Source organism: Streptomyces zinciresistens K42 (assembly GCF_000225525.1).
Classification (GTDB): Bacteria; Actinomycetota; Actinomycetes; order Streptomycetales; family Streptomycetaceae; genus Streptomyces; species Streptomyces zinciresistens.
Map to the genome: position 1 here is coordinate 1 of NZ_AGBF01000160.1, position 16,152 is coordinate 16,152.

The 16,152-nt window shown below is 74.3% G+C and carries 15 protein-coding genes; 9 read left to right on the forward strand and 6 right to left on the reverse strand.

All coding sequences use genetic code 11. The annotated features are described in order from the left end of the window. The first annotated feature begins 465 nt into the window (after positions 1–465). Positions 466–1,098 carry a response regulator transcription factor gene (locus SZN_RS28615; RefSeq protein WP_043733667.1) on the forward strand — a complete coding sequence of 211 codons (633 nt, stop codon included), beginning with the start codon at positions 466–468 and terminating at the stop codon, positions 1,096–1,098. 266 nt (positions 1,099–1,364) lie between these two features. Here SZN_RS28615 and SZN_RS28620 read toward each other — a convergent pair whose 3' ends face one another. Then, positions 1,365–2,801 (reverse strand): MFS transporter, encoded by a 1,437-nt coding sequence (locus SZN_RS28620; RefSeq protein ID WP_050815132.1) that lies wholly within the window; start codon positions 2,799–2,801, stop codon positions 1,365–1,367. Positions 2,802–3,072: 271 nt separating this feature from the next. On the opposite strand from SZN_RS28620, the gene SZN_RS28625 reads away from it, so the two are divergent. From SZN_RS28625 to SZN_RS28650, 6 genes are all read left to right on the forward strand, one after another. After that, positions 3,073–4,815 (forward strand): MFS transporter, encoded by a 1,743-nt coding sequence (locus SZN_RS28625; RefSeq protein WP_007501876.1) that lies wholly within the window; start codon positions 3,073–3,075, stop codon positions 4,813–4,815. A 94-nt stretch (positions 4,816–4,909) separates the two neighbouring features. Further along, complete coding sequence (locus SZN_RS28630; protein ID WP_007501877.1) at positions 4,910–5,560, forward strand: class I SAM-dependent methyltransferase; 651 nt, start codon at positions 4,910–4,912, stop codon at positions 5,558–5,560. Positions 5,561–5,597: 37 nt separating this feature from the next. Then, entirely contained in the window at positions 5,598–6,536 is a 939-nt protein-coding gene (locus SZN_RS28635) for an N-acetylmuramoyl-L-alanine amidase (protein WP_007501879.1), read from the forward strand. A gap of 164 nt (positions 6,537–6,700) precedes the next feature. Further along, complete coding sequence (locus SZN_RS28640) at positions 6,701–7,471, forward strand: hypothetical protein (RefSeq protein WP_208865867.1); 771 nt, start codon at positions 6,701–6,703, stop codon at positions 7,469–7,471. 102 nt (positions 7,472–7,573) lie between these two features. Continuing rightward, positions 7,574–8,584 (forward strand): LLM class F420-dependent oxidoreductase, encoded by a 1,011-nt coding sequence (locus SZN_RS28645; protein ID WP_007501883.1) that lies wholly within the window; start codon positions 7,574–7,576, stop codon positions 8,582–8,584. A gap of 53 nt (positions 8,585–8,637) precedes the next feature. Further along, positions 8,638–8,928, forward strand: a complete 291-nt coding sequence (locus SZN_RS28650) for a hypothetical protein (RefSeq protein ID WP_043733665.1) — start codon at positions 8,638–8,640, stop codon at positions 8,926–8,928. An 8-nt stretch (positions 8,929–8,936) separates the two neighbouring features. Here the strand turns inward: SZN_RS28650 and SZN_RS28655 are convergent, their stop codons facing one another. The 3 genes from SZN_RS28655 to SZN_RS28665 are packed head-to-tail and all read right to left on the reverse strand — an operon-like array spanning position 8,937 to position 12,189. Continuing rightward, entirely contained in the window at positions 8,937–10,007 is a 1,071-nt protein-coding gene (locus tag SZN_RS28655) for a prenyltransferase/squalene oxidase repeat-containing protein (protein ID WP_007501888.1), read from the reverse strand. Further along, the gene (locus tag SZN_RS28660; protein ID WP_007501889.1) at positions 10,004–10,738 is read right to left on the reverse strand and encodes a class I SAM-dependent methyltransferase; all 735 of its coding nucleotides are present in this window, start codon (positions 10,736–10,738) and stop codon (positions 10,004–10,006) included. Before SZN_RS28660 ends, SZN_RS28655 begins: the two co-directional genes overlap by 4 nt. Continuing rightward, positions 10,732–12,189, reverse strand: coding sequence for a glycosyltransferase family 4 protein (locus tag SZN_RS28665; protein ID WP_007501892.1), 1,458 nt, complete (start codon positions 12,187–12,189; stop codon positions 10,732–10,734). Before SZN_RS28665 ends, SZN_RS28660 begins: the two co-directional genes overlap by 7 nt. A gap of 208 nt (positions 12,190–12,397) precedes the next feature. On the opposite strand from SZN_RS28665, the gene SZN_RS28670 reads away from it, so the two are divergent. Further along, on the forward strand, positions 12,398–13,021 hold the full coding sequence (locus SZN_RS28670; protein ID WP_007501893.1) for a TetR family transcriptional regulator: 624 nt from the start codon (positions 12,398–12,400) through the stop codon (positions 13,019–13,021). Positions 13,022–13,119: 98 nt separating this feature from the next. Here SZN_RS28670 and SZN_RS28675 read toward each other — a convergent pair whose 3' ends face one another. Both SZN_RS28675 and SZN_RS28680 read right to left on the reverse strand, forming a co-directional pair. Next, the gene (locus SZN_RS28675) at positions 13,120–13,359 is read right to left on the reverse strand and encodes a ferredoxin (protein WP_007501895.1); all 240 of its coding nucleotides are present in this window, start codon (positions 13,357–13,359) and stop codon (positions 13,120–13,122) included. A 3-nt stretch (positions 13,360–13,362) separates the two neighbouring features. Next, the gene (locus SZN_RS28680) at positions 13,363–14,820 is read right to left on the reverse strand and encodes an aldehyde dehydrogenase (RefSeq protein ID WP_007501897.1); all 1,458 of its coding nucleotides are present in this window, start codon (positions 14,818–14,820) and stop codon (positions 13,363–13,365) included. A 169-nt stretch (positions 14,821–14,989) separates the two neighbouring features. Between SZN_RS28680 and SZN_RS28685 the strand changes: the two genes are divergently transcribed. Next, positions 14,990–16,018: a Strvi_7410 family MBL fold metallo-hydrolase gene (locus tag SZN_RS28685; protein WP_043733670.1), complete on the forward strand. Its 1,029-nt coding sequence runs from the start codon at positions 14,990–14,992 to the stop codon at positions 16,016–16,018. Positions 16,019–16,152: the final 134 nt, after the last annotated feature.

Here is a 16,152-nt window from a genome sequence, read left to right on the forward strand (position 1 = left end):
CGGGCGCTTCGGCGGGCGGTGTCGGAGGCGGCGGGGCGGGGGCGCGGGGGCGGGGCGGTGTCGCGGGAGCGGGGAGGCGGCGCGGGGGCGGGCAGGACCTCGGCACGGCCGTCCGCACCGTCGGCCGCACCGAGGTCGTCACGGGCCGCGGAACACCCTCGCCGGAACCCACTCGTTCTAGAACGCGTTCCAGTACGGCGTCCCCCTGTATAGCCCAGCACCGGGCACTTGGGAAGACTCCTGACGGCATGTCAGATCCGGTGGGCGGTGACATCCGCACCGCCGGGGCCGCCAGGGCGTGTTTCGAAAGTAGCGTCGTCCGCCCGCAGGGCGCCGGGCAGGCGGGACTCTCGAAACACGCTCTAAGGCCGCCTCCGCCGTACGGGCCGGATTCTCCGCGGGGACGGCCCGGTCGTGCCCGGAGCCGAGCCCGCCGTACGCGCCTACGCTGGGGACGTGAACGAGATGCCGCGGGATCACCGGGCCGGCAAGTCCATCCGGGTGCTGCTCGCCGAGGACCGGGGCATGACGCACGGGGCCCTGGCCCTCCTGCTCGGGATGGAGCCGGACATCGCGGTCGTGGCGCAGGTGCCGGCGGGTGGCGCGATCGTGGACGCCGCCCTCGCGCACCGGCCCGACGTGGCGCTCCTGGACATCGGACTCCCGGACCTGAGCGGGCTCGACGCCGCCGCCGAACTGCGCGACCAGGTGCCCGACTGCCGGGTGCTGATCCTCACCACCTCCGGCCGCCCCGGCCAGCTGCGCCGGGCCATGGCGGCGGGGGCCGCCGGCTTCCTCGTCAAGGACGGTCCCGTGGCGGAACTGGCGGGCGCCGTCCGCCGGGTGCTGACCGGCGAGACGGTGATCGACCCCGGCCTGGCCGCGGCCGCCCGGAGCGCCGGCCCCGGCCCGCTCACCACCCGCGAGCGCGACGTCCTGAACGCCGCCTCCGGCGGCGCGACCGTCTCCGGCATCGCGGCGGAGCTGCGTCTGCCGGAGTCCGCCGTCCGCGGCTGCCTCGCCTCCGCGATCGGCAGGACCGGCACCCGCAACCGGACGGAGGCACTGCGGGAGGCCCGCCACCGGGGATGGCTGTGACCCGGGCCGGACGGCCGGGCGCGGGGCCCGGGGGCCGGCATGGCTGTGCCCCCGGACGGGCGGCCGGGCGCGGGGCCCGGGGCCCGGGGCCGGGACGAGGCCGGAGTCGAGGTCGGGGCCCGGGGTCGAGGTCGGCGCCCGGAGTCGAGGTCGGGGCCCGGAGTCGGCGGGGAGTGCGGCGGAGCCGTGCGAGGGGTACGTACCGGGGGCGTGACGCCGGGTGTCCTCGGCGGCGCGGGAGTCCGTGGAGGCCCCGGATCGCCGCCTCAGTCCGCGGACGTCGTGCGGGGCAGCCACAGCAGCATCAGCAGCGCGCCCGCGAGGAGGATGCCCGTGGAGGTCCGGAAGACCAGGGCGTAGCCGTCGGTGAGGGCGGCGGGCGAGGTGCTTCCCCCGGAGCGGGCGGCGGCGATGGTGGACATGATCGCGAGGCCGAGCGAACCGCCCATCGTGCGGGAGGTGTTGATCAGCCCGGAGACGAGGCCGGCCTCACCGGGGCGCGCCCCGGACGTGGCGAGGGCGGCCAGCGGGGTCGCCGCGAGGCCCGCGCCCAGCATCATCAGGACACCCGGCACCATGATCGCCGTCAGGAACTCGCCGCGGGTGCTCAGGGTCGACTGCCAGGCGAATCCGGTGGCCGCCACGAGCGTCCCGGTCACGGCGACGGTGCGGGCGCCGAGCCGCCGCATGAGCCGGGGCGCGTACTGGGAGCCGACGATCACGGCGAGCGAGGTGGGAACCAGGGCCAGACCGGCTTCGAGCGGGGTGTAGCGAAGGACGTTCTGGGCGTACAGCGTCATGAAGAACCACATGCAGAACATGGCCGATCCGCTCATCAGCATCGCCACGTTCGCGGAGGACACCGCACGCGAGCGGAACAGGCCGAGCGGCATCAGCGGGGCCGCGGTGCGCGCCTCGACCACCAGGAACGCGCCGATCAGCGCGACCCCGGCGAGCAGGGGCGCGACGGTGGCCCCCGCGGTCCAGCCCGCGGCCTCGGTCTGGGAGATGCCGTACGCGAGGGTCGCCAGTCCGGCCGTCACGAGCACCGCGCCCGGCAGGTCGGGGCGGCGCCGGCCGCCGGCGACGCTCTCGGTGAGCCAGAGCACGGCCGCGACCAGGACGACCGCCCCGACGGGGACGTTGATCAGCAGTACCCAGCGCCAGGACAGCAGGTCCACGAGCACCCCGCCCACGAGCCCGCCGGCGGCTCCGCCGCCCGCGCCGACCGCGGTCCAGGTCGCTATCGCGCGCGCCCGCGCCTGCCCCTCGGGCACGGCGGCGGTGACGATCGTGAGGGTCGCGGGGGCCAGTACGGCGGCGCCGAGGCCCTGCGCGGCCCGTGCGGCCAGCAGCTGCCAGTCCTGCTGGGCGAGGCCGCCGGCCAGGGAGGCCAGCGTGAACAGGCCGAGCCCGAGGAGGAACATGCGCTTGCGGCCGTAGAGGTCGCCGGCCCGTCCGCCGAGCAGCATGAACCCGGCGAAGGCGATGGCGTAGGCGTTGACGACCCATTGCAGGCCCGGTGCGCCGAGGCCCAGGTCGGCGCGCATCGACGGCAGCGCGACGTTCACGACGGAGACGTCCAGGACGACCAGGAACTGGCCGGCGCACGCGAGCGCCACGACGAGCCAGGCGGGCGGGGCGGAGCGGCGGGGGCGGGGGGTGACGCGGGTGGTATCGGCGGCTTCGAGCATGGGCGTCATGCTCTCAACCGCGGACGGCCCCCGGCATCGGGATTTCGGCCTAGTGCTGTGGCCGGGAGGCGCCCGGCGCGGGCCGCGCGCTCGGGGGGTGCCCCGGACCCGCGGCGTCGCCCGGCGGCGCCCCGCGCACGCCCCGGACCCGCCCATGCCCCACCCACGCTCCACCCCCGCTCCACCCGCCCGCGTTCCCCGCCCCAAGAGAAGGTCAAAAATTCGTTAGTGTGCCAAAGCATCGGAATAGTTGCCCCGGCACACGGAGTTCGAACTACACATGACACAAACGACCAGCGACCAGCCCACGGGCAGGGCGGCCTCCGGCGCCGTCGTCCCGGTTCTCGCCTTCGCGGGCATCGTGGTCGCGGTGATGCAGACCCTGCTCGTCCCGGTCATCAAGGACCTCCCGCAACTGCTGGGCACCTCGCCCAGCAACGCCACCTGGGTCCTGACCTCCACCCTCCTCTCCGGCGCCGTGGCGACCCCGATCATGGGCCGGCTCGGCGACCTGTACGGCAAGCGGCGCATGCTGATATCCAGCCTGGCCGTGATGGTCGTCGGCGCGCTGCTCAGCGCGGTCACCAGCGCCCTGCTCCCCATGATCGTCGGCCGCACCCTCCAGGGCTTCGCCATGGGCGCGATCCCGCTCGGCATCGGCCTGATGCGCGACCTGCTCCCCCGTGAGCGGCTCGGCTCGGCGATGGCCCTGATGAGCTCCTCGATCGGCGTCGGCGGCGGACTCGCGCTGCCCGCGGCGGCCCTGGTCGCCCAGAACGCGAACTGGCACACCCTCTTCTACGGCGCCGCCGGGCTCGGCGTCCTCGCCATCGCGCTGACCCTCCTCGTCGTACCGGAGTCCGGCGTCCGCGCGCGGGGCTCCTTCGACGCCCCCGGCGCGCTCGGCCTCTCCGCGGGCCTCGTCCTGTTCCTGCTGCCCATCACCAAGGGCAGCGACTGGGGCTGGACGTCGGCCTCCACGCTCGGCCTCTTCGCCGGTTCGGCGGCCGTCCTGCTGCTGTGGGGCGGGTACGAGCTGCGCGCGAAGGCGCCCCTGGTCGACCTGCGCACCACCGCCCGCCCGGCCGTGCTCTTCACCAACCTCGCCTCGATCATGGTCGGCGTCAGCTTCTTCGTCGTCTCCCTGGTCCTGCCCCAGCTGCTCCAGCTCCCGAAGGAGACCGGATACGGCCTCGGCCAGTCGATGGTGGTCGCCGGCCTGCTGGTCGCGCCGCTCGGTCTGACGATGATGGTCACCGCCCCGGTCTACGCCCGCCTCTCGGCGAAGTACGGCCCGAAGACCACCCTGATCCTCGGCATGGTGATCATCGGGATCGGCTACGGCGCCGGCCTCGGCCTGATGAGCGCGGCCTGGCAGAGCCTGGTCATCGCGGTGATCCTCGGCGCCGGCATCGGCCTCGCGTACTCGTCGCTCCCGGCGCTGATCATCGGCGCGGTGCCCGCCTCGGAGACGGGCGCCGCCAACGGCCTCAACACGCTGATGCGTTCCATCGGCACGTCCGTCTCCAGCGCCGTGATCGGCATGGTCCTCGCCAACACCGCGAACGACGTCGGCGGGGTCGCCGTCCCGACCATGCAGGGCTTCCGGGTGTCGTTCCTGATCGCGACCGGGGCCGTCGCCGTCGGCCTGGTGCTGGCCCTGTTCCTGCCGAACCAGCGTCCCGCCGCCCACCCGCGGCTGCGCGCCAGCAGCGAGGAGGACGCCAACCTGGAGCGGGTGGAGGAGGCCCTGCGCGGCTTCCGCGGCCGGGTCCTGGACGCCTCCGGCACCCCGGTGGCCCGCGCCAGGGTCACCCTGATCGACCGGCGGGGCCGCCAGGCCGGGGCCACGCTGTCGTCCGAGGACGGCAGCTACGTCCTCGCCGTGCCCGCCCGGGGCGCCTACGTCCTGGCCGCCCGCGCCGACGGCCACGCCCCGCGCGCCTCGTCCGCCACCCACGCCGGCCACGACGGCGCGGTCGACGTGGACCTCTCCCTGCCGGGCGAGGCGGTCACCGCCTGACGCCCGCCGGTGCGCGCGCACCCCCCGTCACCCGGGTGGCGGGGGGTGTGGTGCACGATGGGCGCCCACACGGTCTACGACGGAGAGGACCCGCATGGCCCCGGCCCCCGCACCCGAGATCCTGGCCGCCTTCGAGGCGGCGAAGGGCTTCATGCCCGCGGGCGAGGGCCTGGCGCTGTACGCGGCGGCCGTCGACGCCGGCCGGCTCGGCCTGCCGCTGCTGGAGGTCGGCACCTACTGCGGCCGCTCCACGATCCTGCTCGCCGACGCCGCCCGCGCGGCCGGCGTGACGGCCCTCACCGTCGACCACCACCGCGGCAGCGAGGAGCAGCAGCCGGGCTGGGAGTACCACGACCCGAAGACCGTGGACCCGGAGACCGGGCTGATGGACACCCTGCCGGAGTTCCGCCGCACCCTGCACCGGGCCGGGCTGGAGGAGCACGTCGTCGCCCTGGTCGGCCGCTCCCCGCAGGTGGCGAAGGTGTGGGGCACCCCGCTCGGCCTGGTCTTCGTCGACGGCGGCCACACCGACGAGCACGCGAACGCCGACTACGAGGGCTGGGCCCCGCATCTCGCCGAGGGCGGGCTCCTCGTCATCCACGACGTCTTCCCCGACCCCGAGGACGAGTTCACCGGGCAGGCCCCGTACCGCGTCTTTCTCCGGGCCCTGGAATCCGGGGCGTTCACGCGGGTGTCGGAGTCGGGCTCGCTGCGGGTGCTCAGGCGCACGGGACGCGGCGTCTGACCTTCCCGCCCCGGCGGGCGCCCGTAAGGTGGCGGGCGTGTCGTCCACAGGTCCGGACTTCGGTCCTCCCCCGCCCCGTCGCGGCCGTCGCCGCGCGCTGACCGCGGCGCTCGCCGCCCTGGTGCCCGCGGCCCTGCTCGGCCGGCTGGTGTTCGACGCGGCCGGCGGGGGTGGTGGGAGCGGCTCCGGCGGTGCGGCGGCGCGTCCGTCGCCGTCGGGCGCGCGGCCGTCGGAGCCGCCAGCCGGCTCCCCGGCCGGGGACGGTGCGAAGCCGAGCCCGACGCCCTCCGCCGCCGCGGGCGGACCGCTGCGGGGCAGGGTCGTCGTGGTCGACCCGGGCCACAACCCCGGCAACTTCCGCCGCACCTCCGAGATCGGCCGGCAGGTGGACATCGGGACGAACCGCAAGGAGTGCGACACGACGGGGACGGCCACCAACGCCGGTTACGCGGAAGCCGAGTTCACCCTCGACGTCGCCCGCCGGATGCGCGCGCTGCTGGAGGAGCAGGGCGCCACCGTCACGTTCACCCAGGACGGGGACCGGCCGTGGGGGCCGTGCGTCGACGAGCGCGCGCGGATCGGCAACCGGGCGCGGGCGGACGCCGCGGTCTCCCTGCACGCCGACGGCGCGGGCGCGGGGCAGCGCGGCTTCCACGTGATCCTGCCCGGCGCGGTGGACGAGGGCGACGCCGACACCGGCCCGATCGTCGGCCCGTCGCGCCGGCTCGGCGAGCGCGTCGCGGGCTCCTTCGCCCGCGTCACCGGCAGCGCGCCCTCCGACTACGCCGGCGGCGGGAGCGGACTCGTCACGCGGAAGGACCTGGGCGGTCTCAATCTGTCGACGGTTCCCAAGGTGTTCGTCGAGTGCGGCAACATGCGCGACAGCAAGGACGCGGCACTGTTCACCAGTGGCGCCTGGCGGCAGAAGGCCGCGCAGGGCATCTCCGAGGGAATCGTGAGCTTCCTGCGGGGGTAGTGGTTTCCGGGTGCATCCCGGCGGACAGACTCGTCGGTCGGACGATAAGGTCGTTCGTACGATGAGGGGCCACCCCCGCGCTTCACTCAGGGGCCTGACGGCGACATGGTGACAGCGACGCCTCCAGCGATGCCGATGTTGAGACGACTGACGAAGGACCTGAAGTGAATATCCGCTCTCTCACTCGGGGCGACGGCGTGGTGATCGGAGCAGCGGTACTGCTGTTCATCGCGTCGTTCCTCGACCTCTATTCGTACGCCGGTTATAACGTGGACGCCAACGCCTGGGACTCCCTGGGCCTCGGCATGGGTGTGTACATGGGCGGGGTCGTCGGTGCCGCCCTCGTCGTCGTGAACCGGCTCGTGCCCCGGCCGCGCAAGGTGGCCGGCCTCGATCTCGGCGCCACGGGCGTGGCCTTCGCGGTCCTCGTCGCCTGGATCCAGTTCTGGAACCTGGTGGACGGCCCGGACCGCGCGGACATGGGCGCCGGTGTCGTCCTCGGCTTCATCGCGGCCCTCGTCCTGGCCGGCGGCGCCGTCGCCACCCCCCTGGTCCCCGCGCTGCAGGCGGCGCTGCTCCCGGCCCCGGGACCGGCCGCCCCGCAGCCCTACGGCGCCCAGCCGCCCGGCGGTTACGGCTACCCGGGCGCGCAGCAGCAGTCCTTCGGCGGTCAGCCGCCGGCCGGGCAGCCCTTCGGCGGCGGGCAGCCGCAGGCCCAGCCGCCCGCCCCGGCCGGGGACTTCTCGCCGTTCTGGTTCGCCGTTCCGGTGGCGCGTCCGCTCTTCCCGGAGGACGGCTCGCCCTCGCCGATCGCCGAACTCGCCCCCGGCACCTGGTACCTGGCCGTGGAGCAGCGCGGTCCCGCGCTCATCGCGCAGACGCAGGACGGCCGCCGCGGTGTGCTCCAGGACACCTCGGGCATCCAGCGCGGCTGAACCCGGCACCCCGAGCCGCACGACGGCCCCTCGCCCTTCCCGGCGGGGGGCCGTTGTCGTACAGTCTCCTCCCTGCTGACACACCGTCAGAAGGAGGCAGACATGCGGCTCGGGCTCGCTCTCGGCTACTGGGGCCGCGGCCCCCGCGCCGACCACGTCCCCCTGGCCCAGGAGGCCGAGCGCCTCGGCTACGGCTCGGTGTGGACCGCCGAGTCCTGGGGCTCGGACGCCTTCACCCCGCTCACCTGGATCGCCGCGCACACCTCGACGATCAAGCTGGGTACGGCGGTTGCCCAGATGGCGGCCCGCTCCCCCACGACCACGGCAATGCACGCCCTGACCCTCGACCACCTCTCGGGCGGGCGGGTGATGCTGGGGCTGGGGCTCTCGGGGCCGCAGGTGGTGGAGGGCTGGTACGGGCGGCCGTTCCCGAGGTCGCCGCTGACCGCGACCCGGGAGTACGTCGACGTCGTACGGCAGGTCCTGCGGCGCGAGGGGCCGGTGGCGCTCGACGGGCGCTTCCACTCCCACCCCTACCGCGGGCCGGACGCCACCGGCATCGGCAAGGCCCTCAGGCCCGTCACCCATCCCCTGCGCGCGGACCTGCCGGTGCTGCTGGGCGCCGAGGGGCCGAAGAACGTCGCCCAGACCGTGCGGATCGCGGACGGCTGGCTGCCGCTGTACTGGTCGCCGGAGCGGCCCGAGGTGTACGGCGAGGCGGTCGCAGGCCTCCCCGCGGGCTTCCTCGTCGCGCCGATGGCCCATGTGCGGATCTGCGACGACGTCGCCGAAGGGCTGCTGCCCGTCAAGACGATGCTCGGCTTCTACATCGGCGGCATGGGCCACGCGGCCCGCAACTTCCACGCCGACCTGATGGCGCGCATGGGCTACCCGGAGGAGGCCCGGCGGGTCCAGCGGCTGTTCCTGGAGGGCCGGCGCGAGGAGGCCGTCCTCGCCGTCCCCGACGCCTTCGCCGACGAGATCTCCCTCGTCGGACCGCGCGAACGGGTCGCGGAGCGGCTGGAGTCGTGGCGCGGGGGCCCGGTGACCGACCTGCTGGCCCTGTCGCCGGACCGGCACACCCTGCGGGTGCTCGCGGAGCTCAACGCGTAGGCGGGGCCGACGGCGAGGGGTTTATCCGGGGGTTCACCGGTCACACGCAGGACATGTCCCCTAGAAATCGCAACGGTGCCAGTCAGGCGGGCACGGCCGTAGCCGTCGTCGCCGATGTGATGGCCCTCATCCTGGGCCTGTGGATCCTCATGTACCTGCTGGACGCCAATCGTGCGAACGAGTTCGTCCAGTTCATCCACGGCGCCGCCCGCTGGCTCGCGGGCTGGTCGTACGACCTGTTCACGTTCGACGAGGAGTGGGCGCGCGTCGTCTCCGGATACGGTCTGGCCGCGCTGGTCTACCTGTTCGTGGGCCACGCGATCGCCAACCGGGTCCGGCACTGAGGCGCCGCTCAGGCGCAGCAGTCGGGGTCGAGTCCGCTCGGCAGGCGGTCCCCGCCGAACACGGCGCACGTCGCCTCGTGTCCCCCGAGCGCGGCGACGGCGAGCAGCAGTGACGCGGCCGTCCACGTCGTGAGTTCCAGCGGCCAGACGGCGTCGTCCTCGAAGACGTACCCGGTCCAGTACAGCCCGCTCTGCGCGTCCCGCAGATGCCGGATGGACTGGAGGATGTCCAGCGCCCGGTCGGACTCGCCCATCGCCCACAGGGCCAGGGCGAGTTCGGCCGACTCCCCGCCGGTCACCCACGGGTTCGGCACGACACAGCGCACGCCGAGTCCCGGCACGACGAAGCGGTCCCAGGACTCCTCGATACGGGACTTGGCCTCGGCGCCCGTCAACGCCCCGCCCAGCACGGGGTAGTACCAGTCCATCGAGTAGCGGTTCTTGTCCAGGAAGCGCTCGGGGTGCCTGCGGATCGCGTGGCGCAGCGCCCCGGCCGCCAACTCCCAGTCCGGCTGGGCCTCTTCGCGCTGTTCGGCGATGGCGAGCGCGCAGCGCAGGGCGTGGTGGACCGAGGAGGAGCCGGTGAGCAGGGCGTCCGGGGACGCGGTGCCGTCCTCGTCGCGCCGCCAGCCGATCTGCCCGCCGGGCAGCTGGAGTTGCAGCACGCACTCGACCGCCGCGTACACGCAGGGCCACATGCGGTCCAGGAACGTGTCGTCGCCGGTGGAGAGGTAGTGGTGCCAGACGCCGACGGCGACGTAGGCGACGAAGTTGGTCTCCGATCCGGCGTCGGTGACGTCGTCGTGGGCGCCGTCCCGGTAGGCGGCGTACCAGGAGCCGTCGTCGTTCTGGTGGTCGGCCAGCCAGGTGTACGCCCGTTCCGCGGCGGTGTGTTCACCGGCGGCGTCCAGGGCCATCGCGGCCTCGACGTGGTCCCACGGGTCGAGGTGGTGGCCGCGGAACCAGGGGATCGCCCCGTCCTCCCGCTGCACGGCGAGGATGCCCGCCACGGTCGCGGCGGCCTGCTCGGCGGTGAGGACCCCGGGCAGGACGAGGTGCTCCGTGCGGGGAGTGGTCACGCGGCGTCCACCCGGGGCAGGTGCGGCTTGGTCGCGTAGGCCACGAAGCTCTTGCCGATGAGCGGGTTCAGCGCCCGCTCGGCGACCCGGGTGGCCAGCGGTTTCTTCATGATGTCCCAGACCAGCAGCTTGTGGTACGCCCGTACCGGCAGCGCCCTGTCGTTGTCGACGCCGAACGCGCACTTCAGCCACCAGTACGGCGCGTGCAGGGCGTGGGCGTGGTGGGTGCCGTAGGGCCTGAGGCCGGCGCCGCGCATCTTCGCGAGCAGTTCGTCCGCGCGGTAGATGCGGATGTGGCCGCCCTCGACCTCGTGGTAGGCGTCGGACAGCGCCCAGCACACCTTCTCGGGGCCGTGGCGCGGGACGGTGACGGCGATCCGGCCGCCCGGCCTGAGCACGCGCACCATCTCGGCGAGGACGCCCTTGTCGTCCGGGATGTGCTCCATGACCTCGGAGACGATCACGACGTCGAAGGACTCGTCGGGGAAGGGCAGCGCGAGCGCGTCGCCCTCCATGGCGGTGGCGGTGGCGCCCTCGGGGGCCTCGCCGGCCTCCTTCATCGCCGCGAACCACTTCGCGACCTCGCGGATCTCCTCGCCGTTCCGGTCCAGCGCCACGACCCGGGCGCCGCGCCGGTAACACTCGAAGGCGTGCCGTCCGGCACCGCATCCGAGGTCCAGGACACGGTCGCCGGGGGCGAGCGGGAACCGGGAGAAGTCGACGGTCAGCACGTGGCCCTGCTTTCGGAGTCGGCGCTTTCAACGGCGGGGGAGGCGGCGGGCTCCCGGAGGGGTGCGGCGTCCTCCGCGGGCTCTCGGAGGGGTGCGGCGGGTGTCCGCGCGGGGGTGCCGGCCGGGGCCCGGCCCGGGGCGGCGGAGGCGGCGATGGCCTCCCGGTAGCGGGCCACCGTGCCCTCGGCGGCCTTCGCCCAGGTGAAGTGGCGCAGCACGCGCGCGCGTCCGGCCGCGCCGAGCCGCTCGCGCAGCGCGGGGTCGCCCAGCAGCCGGTCGAGCCCGGCGGCCAGCGCGCCCGCGTCCCCGGTCGGCACCGCGAGGCAGGTCTCGCCGTCGCGCCCGGCGACCTCGGGGATGGCGCCGCCGGTCGTGGCGAGCAGCGGGGTGCCGGTGGCCATGGCCTCGGCGGCGGGCAGCGAGAAGCCCTCGTACAGCGACGGCACGCACGCCACCTGCGCCGAGCGCACGAGGTCGACGAGTTCGGCGTCGGAGATGCCCTTGACGAACTCGACGGCACCCGTGAGGCCGTACTCCTCGACCGCGCGGGCGACCGGGCCCTCCTCGGGCCGCTTGCCGACGACGACGAGATGGGCGCCGGGGTGCTCGGCGCGGACCTTGGCCAGCGCCTCGACGAGGAAGACGAGCCCCTTCAGCGGGACGTCCGCGCTGGAGGTGGTGACGATGCGGCCGGGCACGCGCCGCACCGCGGGGTCCGGCGAGAACAGGTCGGTGTCGGCGCCGATGTGGACGACGTGCACCCGGTCGCGGCGTACGCCGAGATGGTCGACGATCTCCTGGCGGGAGGTGCCGGAGACGGTGAGCACCGACGGCAGCCGGCGGGCCACGCGCTTCTGCATCCGGGTGAAGGCGTACCAGCGCCGCACCGACATCCGCCGCTGCCGGCCCTGCGCGGCGTCCAGCTCCAACTGCCGGTCCACGGTGATGGGGTGGTGGATCGTGGTGACCAGGGGCGCACCGACGTCGCCCAACAGGCCGTAGCCGAGGGTCTGGTTGTCGTGCACGACGTCGAAGTCGCCGCGGCGGGCGCGCAGCAGGCGGCGGGCGCGCAGCGAGAACGTCAGCGGCTCGGGGAAGCCGCCGGTCCACATGGTCGCCACTTCCAGCGCGTCGATCCAGTCGCGGTACTCGCCGCGGCCGGGGGTGCGGAAGGGGTCGGGCTGGCGGTACAGGTCGAGGCTCGGCAGCTCGGTGAGGCCGAGGCGGCCCGGGTGCCCGGCGTCCTCGTCGAGGACCGGGTAGGGCTGGGAGCCGATGACCTCGACGCGGTGGCCGAGGCGGGCCAGTTCGCGCGAGAGGTGGCGTGTGTAGACGCCCTGGCCGCCGCAGAACGGGTTCCCTTTGTAGGTGAGGAGCGCGATGTCGAGCGGTCGCCCGCCGTCGGCGGCAAGGCCCTTCGGAGACCCGGCCTCCCTGGCCTCAGCGGTCACTCCGGGCCCCCTTCTCCCTGCGATGTCCCGCGAGGTTACGCCGGGACGCTAATCTAGAACAAGTTGCAGACTTGATCGTTCAGGAGGCTCCGAATCTACCGGCAGGTAGGGCCGCTGTGAGCGAGGGATCGGGTGATTCACGCCACGACCGGCTCCTGGCATGCTCTGTCCGGTCACCCACCCTCACCGACTGTCACGGACGGGATCCATGCCTGCGGAAGCCAGTAGCGCGAGCTCCTCCTCACCGCCTCTCACCGAGCGCCAGGAGGCCCGCCGCCGACGCATCCTGCACGCGAGCGCGCAGCTCGCCAGCCGGGGTGGCTTCGACGCCGTGCAGATGCGCGAGGTGGCGGAGAGCTCGCAGGTGGCGCTGGGCACGCTGTACCGCTACTTCCCCTCCAAGGTGCATCTGCTGGTGGCCACCATGCAGGCCCAGTTGGAGCACATGCACGGCACGCTGCGCAAGAAGCCGCCGCAGGGCGACACGGCGGCGCAGCGGGTCGCGGAGACCCTGATGCGCGCCTTCCGCGCCCTCCAGCGCGAGCCGCATCTCGCCGACGCCATGGTCCGCGCCCTGACCTTCGCCGACCGCAGCGTCTCGCCCGAGGTCGACCAGGTCTCCCGGCAGACCACGGTGATCATCCTGGACGCGATGGGCCTGGAGAACCCGACGGCCCAGCAGCTCTCCGCGGTCCGCGTCATCGAGCACACCTGGCACTCGGCCCTGATCACCTGGCTGTCCGGCCGCGCCTCGATCGCCCAGGTGAAGATCGACATCGAGACGGTGTGCCGGCTGATCGACCTGACGACGGCGGAGGCGCGTACCGAGTAGGACCGCGGCCGGGACCCGGGCAGCCGTGGGCGGCGGGCCGGGGCCGCCGGCGGCCGCGCCCCCTGCCGTGCGGGCGGTGTCAGTCGCGGCGGGCGGTGTCAGTCGCGCTCCTCGGGCGGGAAGACCGGCTCGCCGCTGCCCAGCACGGTGAGCGCGATGGCCTCCACGGGGCAGCTCTCCGCGGCGGCCAGCACCCGCTCGTCGGCGTCGGTCTCCGGGCCGGCCGGACGGGACTGGCGGGCGCTGTCGAGGCGGAAGCCGTCCGGGGCGTGGTGGACGCACTGGGCCGAGCCGACGCACACCGACCGGTCGACCTCCACGTGCCAGCGGTCGCCCATCCCCTACGCCTCCCAGCCGGCGGGCAGATGGATCATCTTGTGCTCCAGGTACGCGCCGTAGCCCTCGGGCCCGAACTCCCGCCCCAGACCGGAGTTCTTGTAGCCGCCGAACGGGCCGAGCATGTCCAGGCTGAAGGTGTTCACCGAGTAGGTGCCGGTGCGCACCCGCCGGGCGACGTCGACGCCGCGCGCGGTGTCGGCCGTCCAGACGCTGCCGCTCAGGCCGTACTCGGAGTCGTTGGCGATCTTCACGGCCTCGGCCTCGTCGCCGTAGGGCAGCAGGCAGATCACCGGGCCGAAGATCTCCTCGCGCGCGATCCGCATGGAGTTGTCGACGTCGCCGAAGAGGGTCGGCTCGACGTACCAGCCCTTCTCCAGGCCCGCGGGGCGTCCGCCGCCGGTGAGGATCTTGGCGCCCTCCTCCTGGCCGACGCGGATGTAGTCGAGGTTCCTGCGCCGCTGGCGCTCGGCCACCAGCGGGCCCACCTGGGTCGCCGGGTCCAGCGGGTCGCCCACCACGAGCGCGCCCGCCGCCGCGGCGAACGCCTCGGCGAACTCCTCGTAGCGCGAGCGCGGGAGCAGGATGCGGGTCTGGGCCACGCACGCCTGGCCGTTGTTCATCCACGCCGCCGGGACGACCCCGGCGACGGTCTGCTCCACGTCGGCGTCCGGCAGGACGACGGCGGCGGACTTGCCGCCGAGTTCCAGTGTCACGCGGGTGAGGTTGCGCGAGGCGACCTCCATGACGCGGCGGCCGGCGGCCACCGAGCCGGTGAAGGAGACCTTGTCGATCCCCGGGTGCCCGACCAGGTACTCGCTGACCTCGCGGTCGGCGGGGAGTACGGACAGCACGCCCGGCGGCAGTCCGGCGTCCCGCGCGATCTCGGCGAGGAGGTAGGCGTCCAGGGGCGATTCGGGCGACGGCTTCAGGACGGCCGTGCAGCCGGTCAGCAGCGCGGGCGCGAGCTTGGCGGCGGCGACGAACTGCGGGACGTTCCAGGGCACCACGGCCGCGACGACGCCCACCGGTTCGCGCCGTACGAGAATCCTGCCGAGGACGCCGTCGCGGGTCTCCTCGCAGGTGAAGCCGCGGGCGACGGTGATCGCCGCGTCCCACACCATCATCGCGCCGAGGGCCTGCGCGAGGACGCTCCAGGAGTAGGGGGAGCCGTTCTCGCTGGAGATGACGCGGGCGATCTCCTCGTGCCGCAGGGCGATCCCGTCCTTGATGCGGGTGACGACCTCGATCCGCTCGTCGAGGCTCATCCGGGGCCAGGGCCCGTCGTCGAAGGCCCGGCGGGCCGCCGCGACGGCCCGGTCGACGTCCGCCGGCGAGGCGTGCGGCACGCGCCCCAGCACCTGTTCGGTGTGCGGCGAGACCACCTCGATGACGTCCTTGCCCAGGGGGTCGGTCAACTCCCCGCCGATGAACAGCTGTCGGTGTTCCACGAACTCTGTCATGGCCGAATGCCTCCCCGAGCGGCAGCTCTGACGATCCATCAGATCTCCTCGCACTGATACCAGTTCCGCCCGGAGGAGTCCACGGAGGGCACATCGATGACCCGGGCTCCCATCGGAACCTGTTCTAGTTATAGTGGGCCCGGAGCGCGGCGCGGCGATCGGGGAACCCATGACGCAGGTGCACGACCACGGCGGCGGCGTCCGCTCCCTCCGGGTCCCCATCCCGGACAACCCCCTCGGCCACACCCTGGTGTACGTGGTGGACACCGACCGGGGCCCGGTGCTCGTGGACACCGGCTGGGACGACCCGGCCTCCTGGGACACCCTCACCGAGGGCCTGGCGGCCTGCGGCACGGCCCCCTCCGGCATCCACGGGGTGGTCATCACCCATCACCACCCCGACCACCACGGCCTGTCCGGCCGGGTCCGCGAGGCGTCCGGCGCCTGGATCGCGATGCACGCGGCGGACGCCGCGATCGTCCGGCGCACCCGGACCACCCGCCCCGAGCGCTGGTTCAGCTACATGGCGGCCAAACTCACCGCCGCCGGCGCCCCCGAGGACCATGTGGCGCCGCTGCGCGCGGCACGCCGCCCGAGCGGCCTGCCGGGCCTGTCCCCCGCCGCCCCCGACCGCGAGATCGTCCCCGGCGAACTCCTCGGCCTCCCCGGCCGCCGGCTGCGCGCGATCTGGACCCCGGGCCACACGCCGGGCCACGTCTGCCTGCACCTGGAGGAGGAGCACCCCGGCCGGCTCCCCGGCCTCGGCCGCCTGTTCTCCGGCGACCACCTGCTCCCCGGGATCACCCCGCACATCGGCCTGTACGAGGACCCCGACGACGCGACGGCCACCGACCCCCTCGGCGACTACCTGGCCTCCCTGGAGCGGGTCGCCGCCCTCGCCCCCGCCGAGGTCCTCCCGGCCCACCAGCACGCCTTCACCGACGCGCCCGCCCGCGTACGGGAGTTGCTCGCCCACCACGAGTCCCGCCTCACCGGGCTGCTGTCGCTCCTCGCCACCCCCCTCACCCCCTGGCAGCTCGCCGAACGCATGGAGTGGAACCGCCCCTGGCCCGACATCCCCCACGCCTCCCGCACCATCGCCGTCGCCGAGGCCGAGGCCCACCTGCGCCGCCTGGTGAAGCTGGGGCGGGCGGAGGCGGTGGCGGGGGACGGGGTGGTGCGGTACGGGGCGGCGTGAGGCGAGGGCCACACCCGCCACCCCGGCGGCCGGGGCGCGCACCGCCGATCCGGCGGTGATCCTGAGAGTGCCGGGGAGGCCGGGCGGGTGCCCGGCGCGGGCCGGCCCCGTGTCCACGCCCCGCGCGAACGGGG